The sequence below is a fragment of the Pseudomonas fluorescens genome, from assembly GCF_001902145.1.
Taxonomy (GTDB): Bacteria; Pseudomonadota; Gammaproteobacteria; order Pseudomonadales; family Pseudomonadaceae; genus Aquipseudomonas; species Aquipseudomonas fluorescens_BV.
On record NZ_MRST01000027.1, the window covers coordinates 469,883 to 490,941 of the forward strand.

Here is a 21,059-nt window from a genome sequence, read left to right on the forward strand (position 1 = left end):
TCTTATCGAGCTGAACACGGCAGTTTACGTAAGCATCAGAACCGGGGGTTGCCCCATATGACTGACACTGAGCATCGTCCTTGACAGCTGCAGTTCTTTTGCAGCTGCAAGGTTACTCAAGCTTTCCTGCCGGATGGCATATCCCTTAGTTCCGGGCAGGCAGTCGTCCCACGCAATCAGCCCTGTAGCACAGTCCAATGGGTGATTTGCACACCCAGACATTAACAACGCTACAGTCGCAATCGCCCATGCCTTCATTGGTTAAGTCCTCGTGTTAGATCGGTGAGCTTACAGTCTCGGTTGACACCCTGCCATCACGTCACACCTTCTCCCAGGAGCTGGTAATCAATCCTCCTTGAACCCCGGCAAGCCCTCAACAGCACGCCATTCATTTAGCGTTTGGATAATGCCTTGGGCTGAATCGTCTGCATCGTCTTCGGGGAAAAAGATCAAGTCCGAGCCTGCGGAATGTTCACAGATTGCGTTGAAGTGATGCACGAGCTTGTTCTCTTCTTCGCTTGCGTCGTTCCCGATGATGCGTTGAAGGTGTTGAAAATCGGCGGGGCATATCATTGGCTGGGAATCTCATTCGCTTCCGGCTAGTCTCCAAGCTTCATTACAGGGAGTTACCATGAGTCCAAGATTTCTTCTGATTGTCGCAGGCATCGCCCTCTCTTTCATGGCAGTAATCGTGGCCGTATACCTTGATATGTTCGGTACCAACCGGGTACATGATCAGGCGATATGGGGAGCTTTCGGCGATTACTTCGGCGGCATCCTGAATCCGATATTTGCGTTGTTTGCGTTTCTCGGTGTGCTTTGGTCGCTTCATCTGCAAATGAGGCAGGTTAGGCAGCTCGCGTTGGACAAAAAGGCGGACGAAATCTTGCAGGTCGTGAAAGACATTGATGCTCGTCTCTCGGCTCTTCAGTTGACGTTTGTGGGGAAGACATCAGGCATTGATCTTCACATACTGCACATGGTCGCAGAGGCTGAGCGTGGAGCGAAGAAGGCTGGTGATTCACGCGCCTACACAGATTTTCTGCGAATCTCCAACGACCCCGGAGCGGTGATTGAGTCAGCAGTCAGGGAAATGGGATATCAGGTTTCAATGATGTGTGAATTCCTTAAGCGCCACCCGCAGCAGCAGGATGGTGGATACGCCCCCATTATCGACTACTACACTGCCAAAACCTCCCGCCTGATGCCGATGCTGAATGACATCGGGGGTCTGCCCGAGTCCACACGAGCATTTTTCGAAGCAAAGATCAGGAATGTATAACCCGCTAATCGGTATCGTGATTGCGGTTGAGCTATTGGATGCTAGGAGAAAGATCGTGGGTGAAACGGATACGCCAGATTTCAACAAAGCCCGAAGCTACTTGATAGGCTTTTCAACTGTAGTCCTGTTGTTGTGGTACTTCGGTGCTGACCTTTCGACGTTCAAGCTGCTAGGGAATGAGATCAGACTCAAGGAAAACGTTCAAAACGTCTGGATGGTTCTTGCTGGAATCAACACCTATCTGTGGTTGAGGCTGTATCAACGAACCCCCGAAGGCAGCTTCCGCTTTGATCTTGCAATGCACGACCTGTATGAGAAGACGCTCATCAGAGTCGTCAGGCGTCTAGGCAAGAAACAGATGCGAAATCATGTTTGGGAGCTGATTGAAAAGACACCTGGCACTGTTGAGGGCGAGTTCAAACTCATTAGCTTCAACCCCACGGGAAAGATGACTCACCTCGAAAGAACTCCACCAAAAGGCAGTGAACCCCCAGACAAACTCGCGATGGTTCGAAAGCTGGACAGCAGGACGAGAAACGAAATTCGCTATTCTTTTTATATCCACTACACGGTAGGCGGAAACGAACACCATCAGAGTGGTGGCCAAGCATTCACAACAACTCCTTCTCGCCTCGTTGCAACGCTAGTCAGGTGGTATGTTTTTGCCAGAGGCGCGATTGTATCGCCTTGGTTCTTCGATCATGTCACCCCTTTCGTTTTGGGTGGCATAAGCATATTTGTTGCTCTGTTCAACTGGTGGCAAATCAACTATCCGCACTCATGAGGCCGGTGTCGAATGATCCCGTCCGAAAAGCACATAAAGGAATCACTTCATGCTCCACATGATGCTGCCACTTGATAAGCATTTTGATTCTGGGTTTGGCGCTGTCGCAGATTCATTCAAGAACGCGGCCGATGCCCTCGAAGACGCAATAGAAAAGCCCAGCTTGAACCTTCACCTTCCAGTGAGCTTCCTGTATCGACACGCCATAGAACTCTACTTGAAGTCTGGGATCATCACTCTTCATCGCAAATTCAACATCCCGTATGGGGACATAACCTCCACAGGCGAGCCCTGTGTACCGGTGAAAGGGAAGTGGTGCAAAATCCATACAGTGCACAGCCTACAGCTTCTATATGCGCACCTACGCTCTACTCTCGACTCCCTGAACGATACGCTGTCTCCAATTCCAAATACCGATTGGACTCTTCCTCCAGAGCTCGACCAGTGGATCATCGCCATTGAAGAAACAGACTCGTCGAGTACCTTTTTTCGCTACCCAGTGACTAAAGACAAGAAAAAAGATCAGGATAAATCAACAATTCATCCTGAAGACGTGGATCAAATGCTTTCAAAAATGCACGGCAACGGCCCACGCGTTAAAGCACTACTAATGCTCGATGGAAACGACAATATCGTCGAGGCTTTCTCACATGACGATACACGAGCAAAGGAAATAGTCGGTACTCTGAAGCAGACAGCTGAATTGTTTTATTGCCTTCGAGCAATGATGTCATTCGTGCTTGCTGGAGGCAGGTAATTATCTTTCCAGCCAGAAGCTTGTGGAGATAGTAAATCGCATACATTCTCCAGCGACGAACTGGCACTGCTGTTCCAGCCTGGGCCATAGGAAAAGGAGCAATCATGCGAAGACGATGGAATTTACTCGCACTGAAGGAACATATTCGCACCATCGAGCCCGACAAGAACTGGTTGCTCAGCACGGTCGATTCTGTGAGTCATTCACTGTACATCTACCAGTACCACAAGAGTCTGGCTCGTGATGCGTTCGCCGCCTATCACGTTGAGCACGACCCAGATGGCATAAAAATGTTTGCTGCGACAATGATGATGGGGGGCGATGATGAGTTTGAGGATGCAAAACTTGCAAGCGAGGCCAACCTGATCGCCGCCATCAACATAACTCGCAATACCTTTGATATCCTCGCCCAGTTAGTGAACGCCCTAGCACTTCCTCAGCCGCTAGCTATCGACCGATGCGACTTCACCAAGGTTCGTGACAAGCTCCAAGAGAGCACGCTGAAAGCCGAGATATCGCGAGTTTCTCAACTCCATTGGTATCGCTACTTGGCGGGCTTCAGCAACACGATCAAACACCGCCAACTCATAACGCACACACCATCCCAGAAGCACGAAGAGAAAACGGGCAAGTACCTTGGAGGTGGTGCAGAAGTAGCCCCCTTCGATTATCGAGACGATAAATTCACGAGTTACTGGGTGCAGGAAGTGCTGGAAGCCACCGTCGAAATGCACAATGAAATTGTCACTCTCGGCAACACTCTCAACGAATACTGCCTGACGCCATCTCCACGCTGCCCCCCAAAAGCATCGTGCAAACCAACGTTCACATTGTCGGGTGTGAACGAACTCGATATTTTGTGAACGTTCTGCAAGAAATCCAAGACAACAAAAAAGGGCCCACCTTTCGGTGAGCCCTTCCAGACCGCCCAGCAGAGCGGATTTTGTTTGGTAGGCGCGATTGGACTCGAACCAACGACCCCCACCATGTCAAGGTGGTGCTCTAACCAACTGAGCTACGTGCCTGCTGTGAGGCGGCATTCTACGGAATTCCGAAGGGGTGTCAACATCTTTTTTGCAGCTAACCCTATGAATATGCGAATTTTTTATTTGCTGCGGGTGCACCCGTGGTTTTCGGGTGGCTGGCAGGCAATTTTCAACTCAGGTAGGATCGGCGCACTCGTAAAAAATATAAAACAGAGGTTCCAGGATGGCGAACACCCCCTACCCCCAGTCGTATTACGCCGCTTCTGCGAATGCAGTTCCGCCCCGTCCTGTGCTGCAAGGTGAAGTCGAGACCGATGTGTGCGTGATCGGGGCTGGCTATACCGGGCTTTCCAGTGCGCTGTTCCTGCTGGAAAACGGCTTTCGCGTCACGGTGCTGGAAGCCGCCAAGGTGGGTTTTGGTGCCTCGGGTCGTAACGGTGGGCAGATCGTCAACAGTTACAGCCGCGATATCGACGTGATCGAGCGCAGCGTCGGGCCCCAGCAGGCGCAGTTGTTGGGGCAGATGGCGTTTGAAGGTGGCAGGATCATCCGTGAGCGCGTGGCCAAGTACCAGATCCAGTGCGACTTGAAGGACGGCGGTGTGTTCGCCGCCCTCAACAGCAAGCACATGGGCCACTTGGAGTCACAGAAGCGTCTGTGGGAGCGCTACGGCCATACGCAACTGGAGTTGTTGGACGAGCGCCGCATCCGCGAAGTGGTGGCCTGCGACAACTATGTGGGCGGTTTGCTGGACATGAGCGGTGGCCATATTCACCCGCTCAACCTGGCGCTCGGTGAAGCAGCGGCCGTGGAATCCCTGGGCGGCACGATCTATGAGCAATCGGCAGCGGTGCGCATTGAACGCGGCGCCAATCCGGTGGTGCACACTGCTGAAGGCAGGGTCAGGGCCAAGTTCATTATCGTCGCGGGGAACGCTTACCTGGGCAACCTGGTGCCGGAGCTGGCGGCCAAGTCGATGCCGTGCGGTACCCAAGTGATCACCACGGCGCCACTGGGCGATGAAGTGGCCAAGACGCTGTTGCCTCAGGATTATTGTGTCGAGGACTGCAACTACCTGCTCGACTACTACCGCCTCACTAGCGACAAGCGCCTGATCTTCGGCGGCGGCGTGGTCTATGGCGCGCGGGACCCGGCGAATATCGAAGCGATCATCCGGCCGAAAATGCTCAAGGCATTTCCGCAACTGAAGGACGTGAAGATCGACTACGCCTGGACCGGCAATTTCCTGCTCACCCTGTCGCGTTTGCCGCAGGTTGGCCGCCTGGGCGACAACATCTATTACTCCCAGGGCTGTAGCGGCCATGGCGTGACGTACACCCACCTGGCGGGCAAAGTGCTGGCGGAGGCCCTGCGAGGTCAGGCGGAGCGTTTTGATGCGTTTGCGGGCTTGCCGCATTACCCGTTCCCGGGTGGGCAGATGTTGCGCACGCCGTTTGCGGCGCTGGGGGCTTGGTACTACGGGTTGCGGGATAAATTCGGGATGTAAACCCTGTAGGAGCGAGCTTGCTCGCGAAATACTTCAACGATAACGCGTTTATTCTGAATGAACGCGGCGGCGGTGAGTTTTTCGCGAGCAAGCTCGCTCCTACCGGGCTGCGCTTCAGAGCTGGTCGCGAGCAATCCCGCTACGAATCCGTACGATATCGGCCAATACTGCCAGCGCGATTTCCGATGGCGTCCTGCTCCCCAGATTAAGCCCGATGGGCGCGTGTATCCGCGCCAGTTCAGGCTCCCCCAACCCACCGATGCGGCGCAGTCGCTCAAAGCGCTTCTGCGAGGTCTGCAGCGATCCCATCACGCCAATGTAGAACGCGTCGGTACGCACCGCTTCCATCATCGCCAGATCGTCGATACGCGGGTCATGCGTCAGCGCAACCACCGCCGTATCACGGTGACAGCCGCCGTCGGCAATAAACACCGACGGCAACTGGCGACGAATCTCCACGCCATTGAGCACCACGCCTTCGAGCACTTCATCACGTGGGTCGCAGAGAATCACTTCGAACCCAAGGCCGACTGCAAATTCGGCACACGCCTGCGCCACGCTTGAGTACCCGGCCAGCAACAGACGCTGAGCCGCACCGACGCGGATGCGCACCCGCTCACTGTCACGCTCGATGCGCACGCCCTGCTCACAATCAGCGACCAGGCTGCGCGCCCCGCTGGCCAGGTCCACCTGGCGAATCAAGCGTCGCTGCCCGAGCAGCGCCGACTCCACTTCACGCAGGTGCGCCTGCACCTCGCCGTCAGGCTCGAACTTCTCAACCAATACATCGAGAATGCCACCACAGGGCAGGCTGACCCGCGAGCGCGGATCGTCCCCTGCGCCGTAGCGCACCACGTTGACCGCCTCGAGAAACACACCTTCGGCGACGCGTTCGAGAAAGTCTTCCTCGACGCAACCACCCGACAACGACCCAATCCACTGCCCGGCGGCGTTCACCGCCAGCAGCGAACCCGGTGCGCGGGGCGCCGAGCCGTAGGTGGCCAGAACGGTGCACAACCAAATGCGCTGCCCCGCCACCGACCACTCCAGCGCCCGTCGCACCACTTGCAGATCCAGATGCTGCATGTCAGTGCGCCTTGTGTTCGATGGACGGCGCCTCAGCCTGCAGCTTCTGCACGTCGCTCACCGCCAGCTCCGCCGATTGCCCGCCCCAGCCTTGGCGCAGGTAATTGATCAGGTCGGTGAGTTGCTCCGGGCTGAGTTTCCCAGCGAAGCCCGGCATCGGTTGCATGTGCTCGAACCCGGAGAACTTCTGCTCGCCGATCCCGTCCTCGATCACCCGCACCAGGTTGCGCGGGTCTTCCAGACGCAGCGTGGTGTTGCCGCGCATCGCCACCGCGATGTGCGGCTTGCCTTCACCACCGGCGGCATGGCAACCGGCACAGACGTTCAGGTATTCCTGGCGGCCGCGCTGAGCGCTCGGGCCGAGCTTGTCCACCGGAACTTCGACCAACGCCTTGGCTGCCGGCGGTTTATCGCCGAGCAGGAAGGTCGCCATCGCGGCCAGGTCCGCATCACTCAGGCCCTGGGTGCTGTTGTGGAACACCGGGAACATCTCATTGAACATGGTGCCTTGGGCGCTCATGCCGTGCTTGAGGAATGTGCTCAGATCCTGCTCATTCCAGCCGCGCGCGGCCAGGTCAGTGGCGAGCAGGCTGGGCGCCAGATAGCCATTGAGGATGCCGCCGGTCAGGCGCTTGTCCAGCTCCATCGCACCGGGCAGGCCACGTGGCGTGTGGCATTCGCCGCAGTGGCCGAGCACTTCGACCATGTACTGGCCGCGCTTCCAGGCTTCGCTCTTGCCTTGGGCCGGTTCCAGTTTCAGCGCTTTGCCGTACAGCACGTTCCAGCCCATCAGGCCCGGGCGAACGTTGAACGGAAAGCTCAGGCTCGTCACCGGCGCTGCGCGCTCGATCGGCTCGATAGTTTTGAGGTACGCATGAATCGCGTCCGAGTCTTCACGCGGCATCAGGTGGTACGAGGTGTAGGGCATCGCCGGATACAAGTACGCACCGTCGCGACGCTTGCCTTCAGTCAACGCGGCGAAGAACTCGTCATCGTTGTACAAGCCAATGCCGTGTTCTTTGCTTGGCGTGATATTGGTGCCGTAGATCGTGCCGAACGGCGAGACAATCGGCAGGCCACCCGCAAACGGCGCGCCGCCCGGTGCAGTGTGGCAGGCCATGCAGTCAGCGGCGCGGGCGAGGTATTCGCCGTGTTTGGCTTGATCATCAGCGTGGGCAAACAATACCGGCGCGGCCAGGCCGACCGCCAAGGCCAGGCGGGTCAGAAAAAGCTTCATGCTTAACCCTCCTTGACCAGGCCGAGATCGGTCAGCACGTTGCGGGTGGCGTTGTAATAACGCACGTACCCGGTACAACGGCAAACGTGATGGCCGAGGCTGTCCTCGATGACTTGTTCCAGCTTGCTGTGCACGGTCGGCTGGCGTTGCAGTTTCTCCACCAGCACGGTGGCCGCATTGACGAAGCCCGGCGCGCAATAGCTGCACTGAAAGGCGAACTCGTCCACGAAGCGTTGCTGGATCGGGTTCAGCTCAGTGACCTGGCCCGACTCATCGCGCTTGGCGTGGCCCTCGATAGTGCGCACTTGCTTGCCTTCGAAGTAATGCGCGCCAGTGATGCAGGTGCGCACTTCCTCGCTGGTGCCGTCCGGGTTGTCGACGATCACCACACAGGCGTGGCAAATGCCCTGGCCGCAGCCCAGCCGCGAGCCAGTGAGGTTTTTGTATTCGTGCAGGTAGTCGATCATCGGCAGGTCATCAGGGATGTCCACCGGGCCGACGGATTGACCATTGAGGGTCAGTTGAAGCGCACGGTTAGCCATTGAGGGCCTCCTTGATGCGTGCAGCCGTGATTGGCAGGTCGCGAACACGTTTACCGATGGCGTGTGCCACCGCATTACCGATGGCCCCGACAATCGGGATCATCACCACTTCAGCGATACCTTTGGATGGGTCGCTTGGCGACAGCGCCGGCAGAATCTCCGAGGTCTGTTTCCACACGGCAACGTGACGCGCCATCGGCAGGCGGTAGCGGTTGAAGTTCCAGTCGCCCTCCCCCGGCCCACCTTCGTACAGCGGCATTTCTTCCATCAAGGCGTGACCGATGCCCATGGCCACACCGCCTTCGAGCTGGCCCTTGACCAACTCTTCAACCAGCACACGGCCGCACTCGATCCACGAATGGTGATTGAGCACTTCGACCTGCGCCGACCCCTTGTTGACCTTCAACTCCACCAACGTGGCGACGGGGCTGTAGTACGTCACCGCAGCGTTGTTCAACTGGGTGGCGGGATAGCTGATGTTCTGGCGATCGAGCAGGTGGAAACCGGCAGTGCTCATCAGCGCCTGCTTGGCTTTCGGTGCGCCGTCGCCATATTTCACCGCCAGACCGTCGAGCGGCAGGCGCTCGCGCACGCCGTCGATGCTGTACTCAGCCTCGGCCCAGCTCCAGCGGTTAAACCCGTGGACCGTGGCAGCGGTGACCAGGCCGCGCTCATGAGCGCGCTTGGCCAGTTCTTCAAAGCTCAATGGCTGCATGCCGTTGGCGGTGAGCTTGCCGTCCACCCAATGCGCGTCCTCGCGGCGCACCACATAGGGGTTGGCCTGGCCACCGAACGGGCCCTGGCGCCAGATCTCCAGCGCTGCCGGCCACAAGCCGTGGTTGAACAGCACGCGCGCCGCTTCACGGGTGGCGTGGCTGAAGTAGTACGCCGAGTTGGTCGCCGAAGACGCCGACGCCAGCTTGCCGACCCAACGCGGGTTACGCAGCAGGTTGTCCTGCTCGGCCTGGCTCATGGTGTAAGGGTTGCCGCCGGTGACCAGTTGCATTTCCTGCCATTGTGTTTCGCCGGTTTTTACTTCGTGGGCCGGGCTGCCGAGGAAATCGGCGACCACCAGCGATTGCGAAGTGGACATACCGGTGCCGATTTCGATCCCGATGTGGCGCAGGCTGATGCGACCGTCAGCGTTGAATTCAACACTGGCCATCGGCGCTTCGGAACCGGTGCCGAAGTCTTTCTGGCAGATGGCGAAACCGACGCCATACCAGTTATCCGGGTCTGCGGCTTCGCGCTGTTGCTTGATCGCGTCGCGGTTTTTCCACACGTCGTGCACAGCGGCCTTGTCGAGAATTTCGTGCAGCCGCAACGCACCGGCAGGGATCGCGCCCTGGGTGTTCTTCATGCCCGAACGCAATGCGTTCTTGCGCCGCAATTCAATGGCATCCACACCGAGGCGACCGGCGATTTCGTCGACCATCATTTCGGTCGCCGCCATGCTTTGCAGGGTGCCGTACCCACGCATCGAACCGGCTTCAACGCCACGGGAGTGGTACGCAGTGACTTGCAGGTCGTTCTGCGGCATGTAGTAGATCGACTGCGCCGCCGTGGCGCCGACCGCAGCGACCGATGGGCTGTAATTGACCCGGCCACCGCCGTCGACGCTCATGTCGGCGAGGAAGATTTTGAAGCTGTGGTCGTTTTTGTCGACTGCCAACTGATAGCGGATATCAAACGGGTGACGCTTGATGCCGCTCTGGAATTGCTCGTAACGGTCGTTGGCCAGGCGCACCGGTACACCGGCGCCATACAACGCAGCGAGGGCGGCGTAGTAGACGAAAATATTGTGGTCTTTGGAACCGTAACCCACGGTGTAACCCGGGTGCATATTCAGGTGGGCCAGGCCGAAGCGCGACGGCGAGATCATCTTGGCGGTCTCTGTCGCAACTTCCAATGGGCACTGGGTAGCCACCACAAAGTGCAGGGTCTTGGTTGCCGGATCGTACCAACCGTTGCCGTTGTCCGGCTCCAAGGCGGCTGGTTCGATCGATGGGGTTTTGTAGCGCTCGTCAAACACCAGCCAGTTGTCCGGCGGCGTGTTGATCTGGCTCTTCATGCGCTCGGCGTAGAACAGCCCGCGCTCGGTCAGGTTGCCGTGCAGGTTTGGCTGGGAATTCCACACCGGGCGACGGTTTTTCAGCATCGGGAACAGGATCGAATCCTTGAGGCTGGCGAATTCGTCTTCGTCGGCCGAGGTCGGGCCACCCACGCGCACGTAGCGGAAGCTACCGTAGGGGTCACCTTCGTAATACGGCACTTTGACGCCGTAACGAATCGCCTTGTCATTGAACTTGAGCTTGTTCTTGGCCTGACGGAAACGCTCGAAGTCGTTCCAGATCAGGATCGCCACCGGGTGACCGATGAACATCGGCACTTTGCCCTCGGGCAGCAACGGGTCCGGCGCATGTTCTTCCGGGAAGACGATACCGTCCTTGTCCAGGTCGGCAGCGGTGACAATACGGTCCGGCTGCAGCTCGGCACCAAGCCACGACAGGTCGTAGCCCGCGTAGATGCGGTCGGCCTTGATGGTTTTGAGCAACATGGCGTGACCTTGCTGCTGGGGCCAGCCAGGCATGTCCTTGGAACGGATGTCGCGGGCAAACACCTTGCTGCCGCAGACTTTCGACAAGGCATCGTTACGCTGGCGCGCTTTGCCATTATTGCCGAGCCATTTTTCAGGCGGCACGGTCACGCTGTTTTCCATCAAGGCAGCCAGCGCCTGGGTGCTGAGCGGCGTGAGCGTGACACTCACACCCGCCACCAGCCCGCCCTGGAGGAACGAGCGCCGGGTTATTTCACGGTTGGACATGGATCATCCTCTGAGCGGTTATAAATCCGCCCTTATAGTTAAGTACACCGAATCTGGAGACTTGCAGAAGCCTTTCTCGACGAATCAAAAGGCCATGATGAAAGTGCAAAGTTGACCGAAGGGTTAACTTTAAAGGTTTCTGCGCCTGCGGCAAATAACCACATTGAAATTTTTTGACACAAGAACGCAAAACGGCCGACAGAATCAAAATGATCTGTCGGCCGTTTGCCGATAATGAGCGCTGGTGGTAGCGAAGAAGATGAGGTTTTTTCAAACCCCAGACACAAAAAACCCCGGTCTTTCGACCAGGGTCTTTGCTATCGGATCAAGGTGAGCCAGTGGCTTTCCTTGTGCTTCAAGGCGTTCAGTGGGCCTTGAGGCAGATATGGCGCAGCGGACGGGACTCGAACCCGCGACCCCCGGCGTGACAGGCCGGTATTCTAACCGACTGAACTACCGCTGCGTATCGCTTGGCTGGTTGAGCATGAACCCTCAACCACCTTTAAACATCTGACCGATCAGCCTTGGCTGTTCAATCTCAAGTCCGACACATCGAACCTGGAAAATATGGCGCAGCGGACGGGACTCGAACCCGCGACCCCCGGCGTGACAGGCCGGTATTCTAACCGACTGAACTACCGCTGCGCGTCGGTGCAACCTTTAACGTTGCGTCTTGCCCCAAGGCAAAACTCTCAAGAAGTGGTGGGTGATGACGGGATCGAACCGCCGACCCTCTGCTTGTAAGGCAGATGCTCTCCCAGCTGAGCTAATCACCCTTTGCTTCGTTGAGGCCGCGAAATTTACGCAGGTAGCGGACCTAAGTCAATAGCCTGCTTGAAGTTTTTCTGAAAAAGACAAAATGACTTCAAGGCGGCTACCCGCCCTACTCGCTGTAAATCATCTTCTTGCTCATGCCACCGTCCACCACGAACTCTTGCCCGGTGACGAACCCGGCCTGGCGTGACAGCAACCAGGCGACCATGGCCGCGACGTCTTCCACCGTCCCTACCCTGCCCGCCGGATGCTGGGCATGATCGGCGTCAGTGAGCGGTTCTGCGCGCCGCGCAGCCGGGTCACGTGCGTCGATCCAGCCAGGACTGACCGCATTGACCCGCACTTCGGGCCCCAGGCTCATGGCCAGGGCGTGGGTCAGGGCCAACAACCCACCTTTGCTGGCCGCATAGGCTTCGGTGTCGGGCTCCGATTGACGCGCCCGGGTCGAGGCCAGGTTGACGATGGCTCCGCCGTGGGCACGCAGGTAAGGCGCGCAGTGCTTGGCCAGCAGCATCGGCCCACTGAGGTTGACCGCCAGCACGCGATTCCAGTACGCCAGGTCGAGGCTTTCCAGGGTGATATTGCGCGGGTCGGCCACCGCCGCGTTGCACACCAACGCATCCAGGCGCCCGAACTGCCCCAGCACCTCGGCGACACCCTGGGCCACTTGCTTCTCGTCGGCCACGTCCATGGTGATAAACCAGGCATTGTCGCCCAACACCTTGGACACCTTGGCACCGCGCTCGCGGTCCAGGTCGGTCAACACCACCTGCCAGCCTTCACTGATCAGCCACGCGGCAATCCCGAGGCCAATGCCACGCGCCGCGCCCGTCACCAACGCCACGCGCCCGTTACTGGCCGCCGCAGCCTCCATGGACCACTCGATCACAAGGCCGCCAGCCCGCGGGCCAGGTCTGCCTGCAAGTCAGCAACGTCTTCCAGGCCCACCGCGATGCGGATCAGGCTGTCACGGATGCCGGCCGCTTCACGCTCCTGCGGCGCCAGGCGCCCGTGGGAGGTAGTGCTCGGGTGGGTGATGGTGGTTTTGCTGTCACCCAGGTTGGCGGTGATGGAGATCAAGCGTGTCGCGTCGATAAAGCGCCAGGCGCCGTCTTTGCCGCCCTTGACTTCGAAACTCACCACCGCACCGAAACCACGTTGCTGGCGCTGGGCCAATGCGTGTTGCGGGTGGCTCTTGAGGCCGGCGTAATGCACCTTCTCGATACCGTCCTGCTGCTCCAGCCACTCGGCCAGGGCCTGGGCGTTGGCGCAATGGGCTTTCATACGCAGGCTGAGGGTTTCCAGGCCTTTGAGGAAGATCCAGGCGTTGAACGGGCTCAGGGTCGGGCCAGCGGTGCGCAGAAAGCCCACCACTTCCTTCATCTGCTCGCTGCGACCGGCCACCACGCCGCCCATGCAACGGCCCTGGCCGTCGATGAACTTGGTTGCCGAGTGCACCACAATGTCCGCACCCAGCTTCAGCGGTTGCTGCAAGGCCGGGGTGCAGAAGCAGTTGTCCACAACCAGCATCGCGCCCTTGGCATGCGCGACTTCGGACAGCGCAGCAATGTCCACCAGCTCAGCGAGCGGGTTGGACGGCGATTCGACGAACAACAGCTTGGTATTGGCCTTGATGGCCGCCTCCCAACCGGACAGGTCCGCCAGGGGCACGTAGTCCACTTCAATACCGAAACGCTTGAAATACTTCTCGAACAGGCTGATGGTCGAGCCGAACACGCTGCGCGATACCAGCACATGGTCGCCGGCGCTGCACAGGCTCATCACCACGGCCAGGATGGCCGCCATGCCGGTGGCAGTCGCCACGGCCTGCTCGGCACCTTCCAGGGCCGCGATGCGCTCTTCAAACGCACGCACGGTCGGGTTGGTGTAGCGCGAATACACGTTGCCCGGCACTTCGCCAGCAAACCGCGCAGCGGCGTCGGCGGCAGTACGGAACACGTAGCTGGAGGTGAAGAACATCGGGTCGCCGTGCTCACCTTCCGGGGTACGGTGCTGGCCGGCGCGCACAGCCAGGGTATCGAAAGCTACGCCATCGAGGTCGCTGTCCAACCGACCGGCATCCCATTCCTGACTCATGCTGCGACTCCTTATTCAATTCTTTATTTAAGATACAAAACCGGCCCCTCAGGGCCGGTGTTTACTCAGTTGTTATACAGGTCGATGATCGCGCTGACCGCCTGGGTCTTGATCTTCGACGAGTCGTTGCGCGCCTGTTCGATCTTGTTCAGGTAGGCCTCGTCGACATCGCCGGTCACGTACTTGCCGTCGAACACGGCGCAGTCGAACTGCTCGATCTTGATCTTGCCACCGCCAACCGCTTCGATCAGGTCCGGCAGGTCCTGGTAGATCAGCCAGTCGGCGCCGATCAGGTCGGCCACGTCCTGGGTCGAACGGTTATGCGCGATCAGCTCATGGGCGCTCGGCATGTCGATACCGTACACGTTCGGGTAACGCACCGCAGGTGCGGCAGAACAGAAGTACACGTTCTTCGCCCCGGCTTCGCGGGCCATCTGGATGATCTGCTTGCAGGTGGTGCCCCGCACGATGGAGTCATCCACCAGCATCACGTTCTTGCCGCGGAACTCAAGCTCGATGGCGTTGAGCTTCTGGCGTACCGACTTCTTGCGCGCAGCCTGGCCGGGCATGATGAAGGTACGACCGATGTAGCGGTTCTTCACGAAGCCTTCGCGGAACTTGACACCCAAATGGTTGGCCAGCTCCAGCGCGGCGGTGCGGCTGGTGTCCGGGATCGGGATGACCACGTCGATATCGTGCTCGGGGCGCTCGCGCAGGATCTTCTCGGCCAGCTTCTCGCCCATGCGCAGGCGCGCTTTGTATACCGAGACGCCGTCGATGATCGAATCCGGACGCGCCAGGTAGACGTGTTCGAAGATGCACGGGGTGAGTTTCGGTGCTACGGCGCATTGACGGGTGTGCAGCTTGCCGTCTTCAGTGATGTAGACAGCCTCGCCCGGCGCCAGGTCGCGGATCAGGGTGAAGCCCAGCACGTCCAGGGACACGCTTTCGGAAGCGATCATGTACTCGACGCCTTCGTCGGTGTGACGCTGGCCGAACACGATCGGGCGAATGCCGTGGGGGTCGCGGAAACCAACGATGCCGTAACCGGTGATCATCGCCACCACCGCATAACCACCGACGCAACGGTTGTGCACGTCGATCACGGCGGCGAACACGTCTTCTTCGGTCGGCTGCAGCTTGCCGCGCTGGGCCAGCTCGTGGGCGAACACGTTGAGCAGCACTTCCGAATCGGAGCTGGTGTTGACGTGGCGCAGGTCAGATTCGTAGATCTCCTTGGCCAGTTGTTCAACGTTGGTCAGGTTACCGTTGTGCGCCAGGGTGATGCCGTAAGGCGAGTTGACGTAGAACGGTTGAGCTTCGGCCGAGGTCGAGCTACCGGCAGTCGGGTAACGCACATGGCCAATGCCCATGTGCCCGACGAGGCGCTGCATGTGACGCTGATGGAACACGTCACGCACCAGGCCATTGTCCTTGCGCAGGAATAACCGGCCGTCGTGGCTGGTCACAATACCGGCAGCGTCCTGGCCGCGGTGCTGGAGGACGGTTAGCGCGTCATACAGCGCCTGATTGACGTTCGACTTACCGACGATACCGACGATGCCACACATGCGACGCAACCCCTACTTAATGAATCTTGACTGAACACAGCTTACTGAGGCGTTTTGGCCGGTAAGAGGTGTTCCTTGAACGGAAGATCAGCGGGTACGCTGATTCCGCTGGCCAGCCACTGACTGCTCCACCCCAGGATGAGGTTCTTGGACCAATCTGCAACCAATAGAAATTTTGGCACGAGTACCGACTCCTGCCACCACGAATCCTGCTGTACCGGCCCCAGACTCAACAGCCCGACCGCCACGACCACCAGCAGCGCGCCACGCGCAGCCCCGAAGGCCATGCCGAGAAATCGATCGGTCCCGGAGAGGCCGGTGACACGTATCAACTCGCCAATAAGATAATTGACCATTGCCCCCACCAACAGCGTGGCGATGAACATGATGGCGCAGCCCGCGATGACGCGAGCCGAAGGTGTCTCTATGTACCCGGCCAGGTAGACCGACAGTGAACCACCGAACATCCAGGCTACGACTCCTGCGATGATCCAGGTCAGCAACGACAGTGCTTCTTTTACGAAGCCGCGGCTCAGACTGATCAAAGCGGAGATGGCGACGATTGCAACGATCGCCCAATCAACCCAGGTAAATGGCACAGTGCAGCCTACGTACGGATAAGGCGGCGCATTTTAGCAGAGCGCCGGGCTATCGGTAAGCGGTGATTGCGGGTGCTTTGCAAATCAATAGATTGGGGGCAAGCAAGTCGATCTCAACCCCATCACAAAACCAATGTGGGAGCGGGCTTGCTCGCGAATGCGGCGGGCCAGCAACAAATAAGTCGACTGAACTGATCTACCGCATTCGCGAGCAAGCCCGCTCCCACATTTGAACCACGCCGCCAGCCAAAGCCGGCGGTTATTCAGCCGCGCTCGGGCTGGAAACGCACCACAAACCCGTTGAGGTTCTGCTGGCGACCCAACAAGTCCCGCAGGCGATCTGCCTCGGCACGCTCGATCAGCGGGCCGACAAACACACGGTTCTTGCCGTCGGCGCTGCGGATATAAGCGTTATACCCCTGGGCACGCAGCTTTTTCTGCAGGGCGTCGGCACTTTCGCGGTTGGCCAGGCTGGCCAACTGGATCGACCAACTGATCGGCAGGCCATTAGGGTCGATGCGACTCTGGCCTACATCCGGCTTGCCCGGTGCCGCAGGCTGCGGCGCTACGGGCTTGGGCGCTGGCGCCGGTGCGGCCGGCTTGGCAGCAACGGCCGGGGCCGGCTTGACCACCGGGACACTTGGCTGCACCGGCATCGAAGGCGCCTCTTGCGCGGCCACTTCCTCATCAGTGGGCACAGGCTCTTGCGGCAACGCCTGGGGCTCAGGCACCACTACCGGCTCGACTTGAACCTGCGGCACCACCGGCGCCTGGGGCGCAGCGGGTGCTTCAACCACCACCTGGCGCTGTTCGTCCTGGCGAGAAAACAGCATCGGCAGAAAGATTACCGCCAACGCCACCAGCACCAGGGCCCCGACCATTCGCTGCTTGTATGCGCTATCCAGTAATGCCATGTGCAGCTTCCTCCGTGGAGCGCCGGGCCAGCCATTCAAGCGCCTCGGCAACACAATAAAATGATCCGAACAACAGGATTTCGTCCTCGGCCGTCGCTACCGCACACTGCGCCTCCAGGGCTGCAGTGACGCTTGCATACGACGTCACCGGCGCGCCAAGGTTCTGCAAGGCAGCTTCCAACTCAACCGCAGGACGGCTGCGTGGCGTGTCCAGCGGCGCAACGGCCCAAGACTGGACGCTGCCCAGCAGTGGCGCAACCACGCCGTCCAGGTCCTTGTCGACCAACAACCCGAACACCGCCAGGCGACGCCCCACCGGCGGCGTACGCGCCAGACGCTGAGCCAGGTACTGCGCAGCATGGGGGTTATGGCCTACATCCAACATCAGGCTCAGGCGCTTGCCTTGCCAGTCGAAGGTTCGGCGATCGAGGCGCCCCACCACTTTCGTTGCCAGCAAGGTCGCGGCGATCTGCGCGGCGTCCCACGGCAGGTCCAGCAGCAAATAGGCTTGCAGCGCGAGCGCGGCGTTTTCCATCGGCAGGTTCAGCAACGGCAAATCAAGCAGCTCTACCCGTTGGCCACGTGCATCCTGCCCACGCCATTGCCAACGGGTGTCGCCGATGTCCAGGGTGAACTCGCGACTCCGTAGGTAGAACGGGCAATCCAGTTCGCGCGCCCTGTCGAGCAAGGGTTGCGGCGGGTCCAGGTCACCACACAGCGCCGGACGGCCCTGACGGAAGATTCCGGCCTTTTCAAAAGACACCGATTCGCGGGTATTGCCCAGGTAATCGGCATGATCGACACCGATGCTGGTCACCAGGGCCAGGTCGGCATCCACCACGTTGACCGTATCCAGGCGCCCGCCGAGGCCGACTTCCAGCACGACCACATCCAGTTGCGCACGCTCGAACAGCCAGAACGCCGCCAGGGTGCCCATCTCGAAATAGGTCAGGGAAATGTCGCCACGACCGGCCTCCAGGGCAGCGAAGGCTTCGCACAGCTGGGCATCAGTGGCTTCTACGCCATTGAGCTGCACCCGCTCGTTGTAGCGCAGCAGGTGCGGCGAGCTGTACACGCCGACGTTGAGACCCTGGGCCTGCAACAGCGCGGCGACAAAGGCACAGGTGGAGCCTTTGCCGTTGGTACCGGTCACCGTGATAACACGCGGTGCCGGCCGGCCCAACCCGAGGCGGGCCGCTACCTGTTGCGAGCGCTCCAGGCCCATGTCGATGGCGGACGGATGCAACTGCTCAAGGTAGGCGAGCCATTCGCCCAGGGTACGTTGGGTCATAGGTTTGCAGGCACCGGCGGCACGATGATCGGCTCGACCTTAGGCGCGATGTACACAGGCGTCGGCAGGCCCATCATTTGCGCGAGCAGGCTGCCCAGGCGCGGGCGCAGTTCGCCACGCGGGATGATCAGGTCGATCGCACCGTGCTCCAGCAGGAACTCGCTGCGCTGGAAACCTTCCGGCAGTTTTTCCCGCACGGTCTGCTCGATCACGCGTGGGCCGGCAAAACCGATCAGGGCCTTAGGCTCGCCAACGATCACATCACCCAACATCGCCAGGCTTGCGGACACGCCGCCGTAGACCGGGTCGGTCAGTACGGAGATGAACGGGATACCTTCTTCACGCAGACGCGCCAGTACCGCCGAGGTCTTGGCCATTTGCATCAGGGAAATCAGGGCTTCCTGCATACGCGCACCACCGGAGGCGGCGAAGCAGATCATCGGGCAACGGTTTTCCAGGGCGTAGTTGGCAGCGCGAACAAAGCGCTCACCGACGATGGCACCCATGGAGCCGCCCATGAAGGAGAATTCGAAGGCCGAGACCACTACCGGCATGCCCAGCAGCTTGCCGCTGACCGAAATCAGCGCGTCTTTCTCGCCGGTCTGCTTCTGCGCGCCAACCAGACGGTCCTTGTACTTCTTGCTGTCGCGGAACTTGAGACGGTCAACCGGCTCCAGGTCGGCGCCCAGTTCATTACGGCCGTCGGCATCCAGGAAGATGTCGATACGGGCGCGTGCGCCAATACGCATGTGGTGGTTGCACTTGGGGCAAACGTCCAGGGTCTTTTCCAGCTCCGGGCGATACAGCACCGCATCGCAGGATGGGCATTTGTGCCACAGACCTTCAGGAACCGAGCTTTTCTTCACCTCGGAACGCATGATCGAAGGGATCAGTTTGTCTACTAACCAGTTGCTCATGCTTTCTTTTCTCCAGTACCGGTGGCTCGAACACAGCCCCGCGTATGCCCTTGAGCTAAATTCATATGTGGCGATGATACAGGCGGGACGGGGTCAGACGTTGGACCTGCCATTTCCCGCCCGTATCCTCAGCCTTCCAGACAACCTGCCAGCGCAGGGTTGCCACTTCGTTTCCGGGCCACCCACAGGCGGCGCCGGGCTGTTTTACACAGTGGTAGTTATGGACGGCGGCAGACTGCCAGCCGTCACATCCCAACCCTGCTGTTGCGCACGGCCTGCATGAACGCGCGAATCTTGCTCGGGTCCTTGATCCCCTTGCTCTGCTCCACCCCACCGCTGACGTCCACGGCATACGGCCGGACCTGTTCGATGGCCGCCTGGACATTCACGGGAGTGAGCCCACCCGCGAGAATGATCGGCTTGCTCAACCCCTCGGGAATCAGCGTCCAGTCGAACGCCTCGCCCGTGCCACCGGGTACGCCTTCGACGTAGGTGTCCAACAGAATCCCGCGAGCGCCGGTATAAGCGGCGCAGGCTGCGGCGATATCGTCCCCGGCCTTGACCCGCAACGCCTTGATGTACGGGCGCTGATAGCTTTCGCATTCCTCTGGCGATTCGTCGCCATGGAACTGCAACATATCCAGCGGCACCGCATCCAGGGTTTCGTTGAGCTCGCAGCGGCTGGCGTTGACGAACAACCCCACGGTGGTCACGAAAGGCGGCAACGCAGCGATGATCGCTCGCGCCTGCAGCACATTCACCGCCCGTGGGCTCTTGGCATAAAACACCAGGCCAATGGCATCCGCCCCCGCTTCGACTGCCGCCAGCGCGTCTTCTATGCGGGTAATCCCGCAAATCTTGCTGCGAACGGCTGACATGTCGTAGGAACCTCAGGGTTGGACCGAGAAAGTCCCGGATGGTAACAAAAGCTTTTCCGGGCGTCAGCCGCCAAGTTCGCTGAAACCGGTGAGGAAGTGCGGGCCGATAAAGCGTTCCGGTAATTCGAACTCGTCGCGGTACTCCACATCCACCAGGTACAGGCCGAACGGATGCGCCGTGACCCCGCCCGTGCGGCGAATGCGGCTTTCCAGCACTTCCTTGGCCCACTCCACCGGGCGCTCACCAGTGCCGATGGTCATCAGCACGCCAGCAATGTTGCGCACCATATGATGCAGAAAGGCCCCGGCACGGATATCCAGCACAATCATCTTGCCGTGCCGCGTCACCCGCAGGTGGTGGACTTCCTTGATCGGCGACTTGGCCTGGCACTGGCCGGCACGGAAGGCGCTGAAGTCATGCACCCCGACCAGATGCTGCGCGGCTTCGGCCATGCGCTCGGCATCCAGCGGGCGGTGGTTCCAGGTGATTTCTTCATTGAGGTGCGCCGGGCGGATCTGATCGTTGTAGATCACGTAGCGGTAACGCCGGGCGATGGCCTTGAAACGGGCGTGAAAATGCGCCGGCATGACCTTGGCCCAGCTGACGCTGACGTCATGGGGCAAATTGATATTAGCCCCCATCACCCACGCCTTCATCGAACGCTCGGCCTGGGTGTCGAAGTGCACCACTTGGCCACAAGCGTGCACGCCGGCATCGGTACGCCCGGCACACATCAGCGACACTGGCGAGTTGGCGACTTTGGACAGGGCGTTTTCCAGGGTTTCCTGCACCGTCAGCACCCCGGAGGCCTGACGCTGCCAGCCGCGATAGCGCGAGCCTTTGTATTCCACGCCCAGAGCGATGCGGTAAAAGCCTGCGGCCGCCATTTCGGCAGCCGCGTTATCTATATTAGCCAAGAACTGAGAGCCTGATGAGTTGCGCAAAGGCGGGCATTATAGGGCGTCAGGGTGCGTGAGTGGACTTTAAATGTGGGAGCGGGCTTGCTCGCGAA

At 59.6% G+C, this 21,059-nt stretch carries 19 protein-coding genes and 4 tRNA genes; 5 read left to right on the top strand and 18 right to left on the bottom strand.

What is annotated here, in order from left to right; genetic code table 11:
• Window positions 1-345: 345 nt before the first annotated feature.
• Window positions 346-573, bottom strand: a complete 228-nt coding sequence (locus BUE92_RS25170) for a bacteriocin immunity protein (RefSeq protein ID WP_073526901.1) — start codon at window positions 571-573, stop codon at window positions 346-348.
• A gap of 58 nt (window positions 574-631) precedes the next feature.
• Here BUE92_RS25170 and BUE92_RS25175 point away from each other — a divergent pair, with 58 nt between their 5' ends.
• The 4 genes from BUE92_RS25175 to BUE92_RS25190 all read left to right on the top strand — a co-directional run bounded on the left by BUE92_RS25175 (window position 632) and on the right by BUE92_RS25190 (window position 3,686).
• The gene (locus BUE92_RS25175) at window positions 632-1,282 is read left to right on the top strand and encodes a hypothetical protein (protein WP_073526902.1); all 651 of its coding nucleotides are present in this window, start codon (window positions 632-634) and stop codon (window positions 1,280-1,282) included.
• Window positions 1,275-2,066 (top strand): hypothetical protein, encoded by a 792-nt coding sequence (locus tag BUE92_RS25180; protein ID WP_256674007.1) that lies wholly within the window; start codon window positions 1,275-1,277, stop codon window positions 2,064-2,066. The genes BUE92_RS25175 and BUE92_RS25180 overlap by 8 nt, the downstream gene beginning before the upstream one ends.
• Before the next feature lie 49 nt (window positions 2,067-2,115).
• Window positions 2,116-2,823 carry a hypothetical protein gene (locus BUE92_RS25185; RefSeq protein WP_073526903.1) on the top strand — a complete coding sequence of 236 codons (708 nt, stop codon included), beginning with the start codon at window positions 2,116-2,118 and terminating at the stop codon, window positions 2,821-2,823.
• A gap of 104 nt (window positions 2,824-2,927) precedes the next feature.
• Window positions 2,928-3,686, top strand: a complete 759-nt coding sequence (locus BUE92_RS25190; protein WP_073526904.1) for a hypothetical protein — start codon at window positions 2,928-2,930, stop codon at window positions 3,684-3,686.
• 85 nt (window positions 3,687-3,771) lie between these two features.
• Here BUE92_RS25190 and BUE92_RS25195 read toward each other — a convergent pair.
• Window positions 3,772-3,848: transfer RNA gene (locus tag BUE92_RS25195), tRNA-Val, on the bottom strand.
• A gap of 184 nt (window positions 3,849-4,032) precedes the next feature.
• On the opposite strand from BUE92_RS25195, the gene BUE92_RS25200 reads away from it, so the two are divergent.
• Window positions 4,033-5,316, top strand: coding sequence for an NAD(P)/FAD-dependent oxidoreductase (locus tag BUE92_RS25200; RefSeq protein WP_073526905.1), 1,284 nt, complete (start codon window positions 4,033-4,035; stop codon window positions 5,314-5,316).
• Window positions 5,317-5,430: 114 nt separating this feature from the next.
• On the opposite strand, the gene BUE92_RS25205 is transcribed toward BUE92_RS25200, so the two are convergent.
• The 16 genes from BUE92_RS25205 to truA all read right to left on the bottom strand — a co-directional run bounded on the left by BUE92_RS25205 (window position 5,431) and on the right by truA (window position 20,934).
• Complete coding sequence (locus tag BUE92_RS25205) at window positions 5,431-6,402, bottom strand: XdhC family protein (RefSeq protein WP_073526906.1); 972 nt, start codon at window positions 6,400-6,402, stop codon at window positions 5,431-5,433.
• Between the two features lies 1 nt (window position 6,403).
• Complete coding sequence (locus BUE92_RS25210) at window positions 6,404-7,639, bottom strand: c-type cytochrome (RefSeq protein ID WP_073526907.1); 1,236 nt, start codon at window positions 7,637-7,639, stop codon at window positions 6,404-6,406.
• Window positions 7,640-7,641: 2 nt separating this feature from the next.
• Complete coding sequence (locus BUE92_RS25215; protein WP_073526908.1) at window positions 7,642-8,181, bottom strand: (2Fe-2S)-binding protein; 540 nt, start codon at window positions 8,179-8,181, stop codon at window positions 7,642-7,644.
• Window positions 8,174-11,005 carry a xanthine dehydrogenase family protein molybdopterin-binding subunit gene (locus tag BUE92_RS25220; RefSeq protein ID WP_073526909.1) on the bottom strand — a complete coding sequence of 944 codons (2,832 nt, stop codon included), beginning with the start codon at window positions 11,003-11,005 and terminating at the stop codon, window positions 8,174-8,176. The genes BUE92_RS25215 and BUE92_RS25220 overlap by 8 nt, the downstream gene beginning before the upstream one ends.
• Window positions 11,006-11,391: 386 nt before the next feature.
• Window positions 11,392-11,468: transfer RNA gene (locus BUE92_RS25225), tRNA-Asp, on the bottom strand.
• A gap of 105 nt (window positions 11,469-11,573) precedes the next feature.
• Window positions 11,574-11,650: transfer RNA gene (locus tag BUE92_RS25230), tRNA-Asp, on the bottom strand.
• A 55-nt stretch (window positions 11,651-11,705) separates the two neighbouring features.
• Window positions 11,706-11,781 (bottom strand) — tRNA-Val (locus BUE92_RS25235).
• A gap of 107 nt (window positions 11,782-11,888) precedes the next feature.
• A complete protein-coding gene (locus BUE92_RS25240; RefSeq protein ID WP_003192533.1) occupies window positions 11,889-12,653 on the bottom strand; it encodes an SDR family oxidoreductase in 765 nt (254 codons plus the stop codon).
• A gap of 11 nt (window positions 12,654-12,664) precedes the next feature.
• A complete protein-coding gene (locus BUE92_RS25245) occupies window positions 12,665-13,876 on the bottom strand; it encodes an O-succinylhomoserine sulfhydrylase (protein WP_014719150.1) in 1,212 nt (403 codons plus the stop codon).
• Between the two features lie 65 nt (window positions 13,877-13,941).
• Window positions 13,942-15,447 (bottom strand): amidophosphoribosyltransferase, encoded by a 1,506-nt coding sequence (gene purF / locus BUE92_RS25250; protein ID WP_003192537.1) that lies wholly within the window; start codon window positions 15,445-15,447, stop codon window positions 13,942-13,944.
• Window positions 15,448-15,488: 41 nt separating this feature from the next.
• Window positions 15,489-16,046, bottom strand: coding sequence for a CvpA family protein (locus BUE92_RS25255; protein WP_003192538.1), 558 nt, complete (start codon window positions 16,044-16,046; stop codon window positions 15,489-15,491).
• A gap of 263 nt (window positions 16,047-16,309) precedes the next feature.
• The gene (locus tag BUE92_RS25260; protein ID WP_073526910.1) at window positions 16,310-16,960 is read right to left on the bottom strand and encodes an SPOR domain-containing protein; all 651 of its coding nucleotides are present in this window, start codon (window positions 16,958-16,960) and stop codon (window positions 16,310-16,312) included.
• Window positions 16,944-18,251 carry a bifunctional tetrahydrofolate synthase/dihydrofolate synthase gene (gene folC, locus BUE92_RS25265; protein ID WP_073526911.1) on the bottom strand — a complete coding sequence of 436 codons (1,308 nt, stop codon included), beginning with the start codon at window positions 18,249-18,251 and terminating at the stop codon, window positions 16,944-16,946. The genes BUE92_RS25260 and folC overlap by 17 nt, the downstream gene beginning before the upstream one ends.
• Window positions 18,248-19,168, bottom strand: a complete 921-nt coding sequence (gene accD, locus BUE92_RS25270) for an acetyl-CoA carboxylase, carboxyltransferase subunit beta (RefSeq protein ID WP_073526912.1) — start codon at window positions 19,166-19,168, stop codon at window positions 18,248-18,250. Before accD ends, folC begins: the two co-directional genes overlap by 4 nt.
• A 245-nt stretch (window positions 19,169-19,413) precedes the next feature.
• The gene (locus BUE92_RS25275) at window positions 19,414-20,046 is read right to left on the bottom strand and encodes a phosphoribosylanthranilate isomerase (RefSeq protein WP_073526913.1); all 633 of its coding nucleotides are present in this window, start codon (window positions 20,044-20,046) and stop codon (window positions 19,414-19,416) included.
• A gap of 63 nt (window positions 20,047-20,109) precedes the next feature.
• The gene (gene truA / locus BUE92_RS25280) at window positions 20,110-20,934 is read right to left on the bottom strand and encodes a tRNA pseudouridine(38-40) synthase TruA (RefSeq protein ID WP_003192549.1); all 825 of its coding nucleotides are present in this window, start codon (window positions 20,932-20,934) and stop codon (window positions 20,110-20,112) included.
• Window positions 20,935-21,059: the final 125 nt, after the last annotated feature.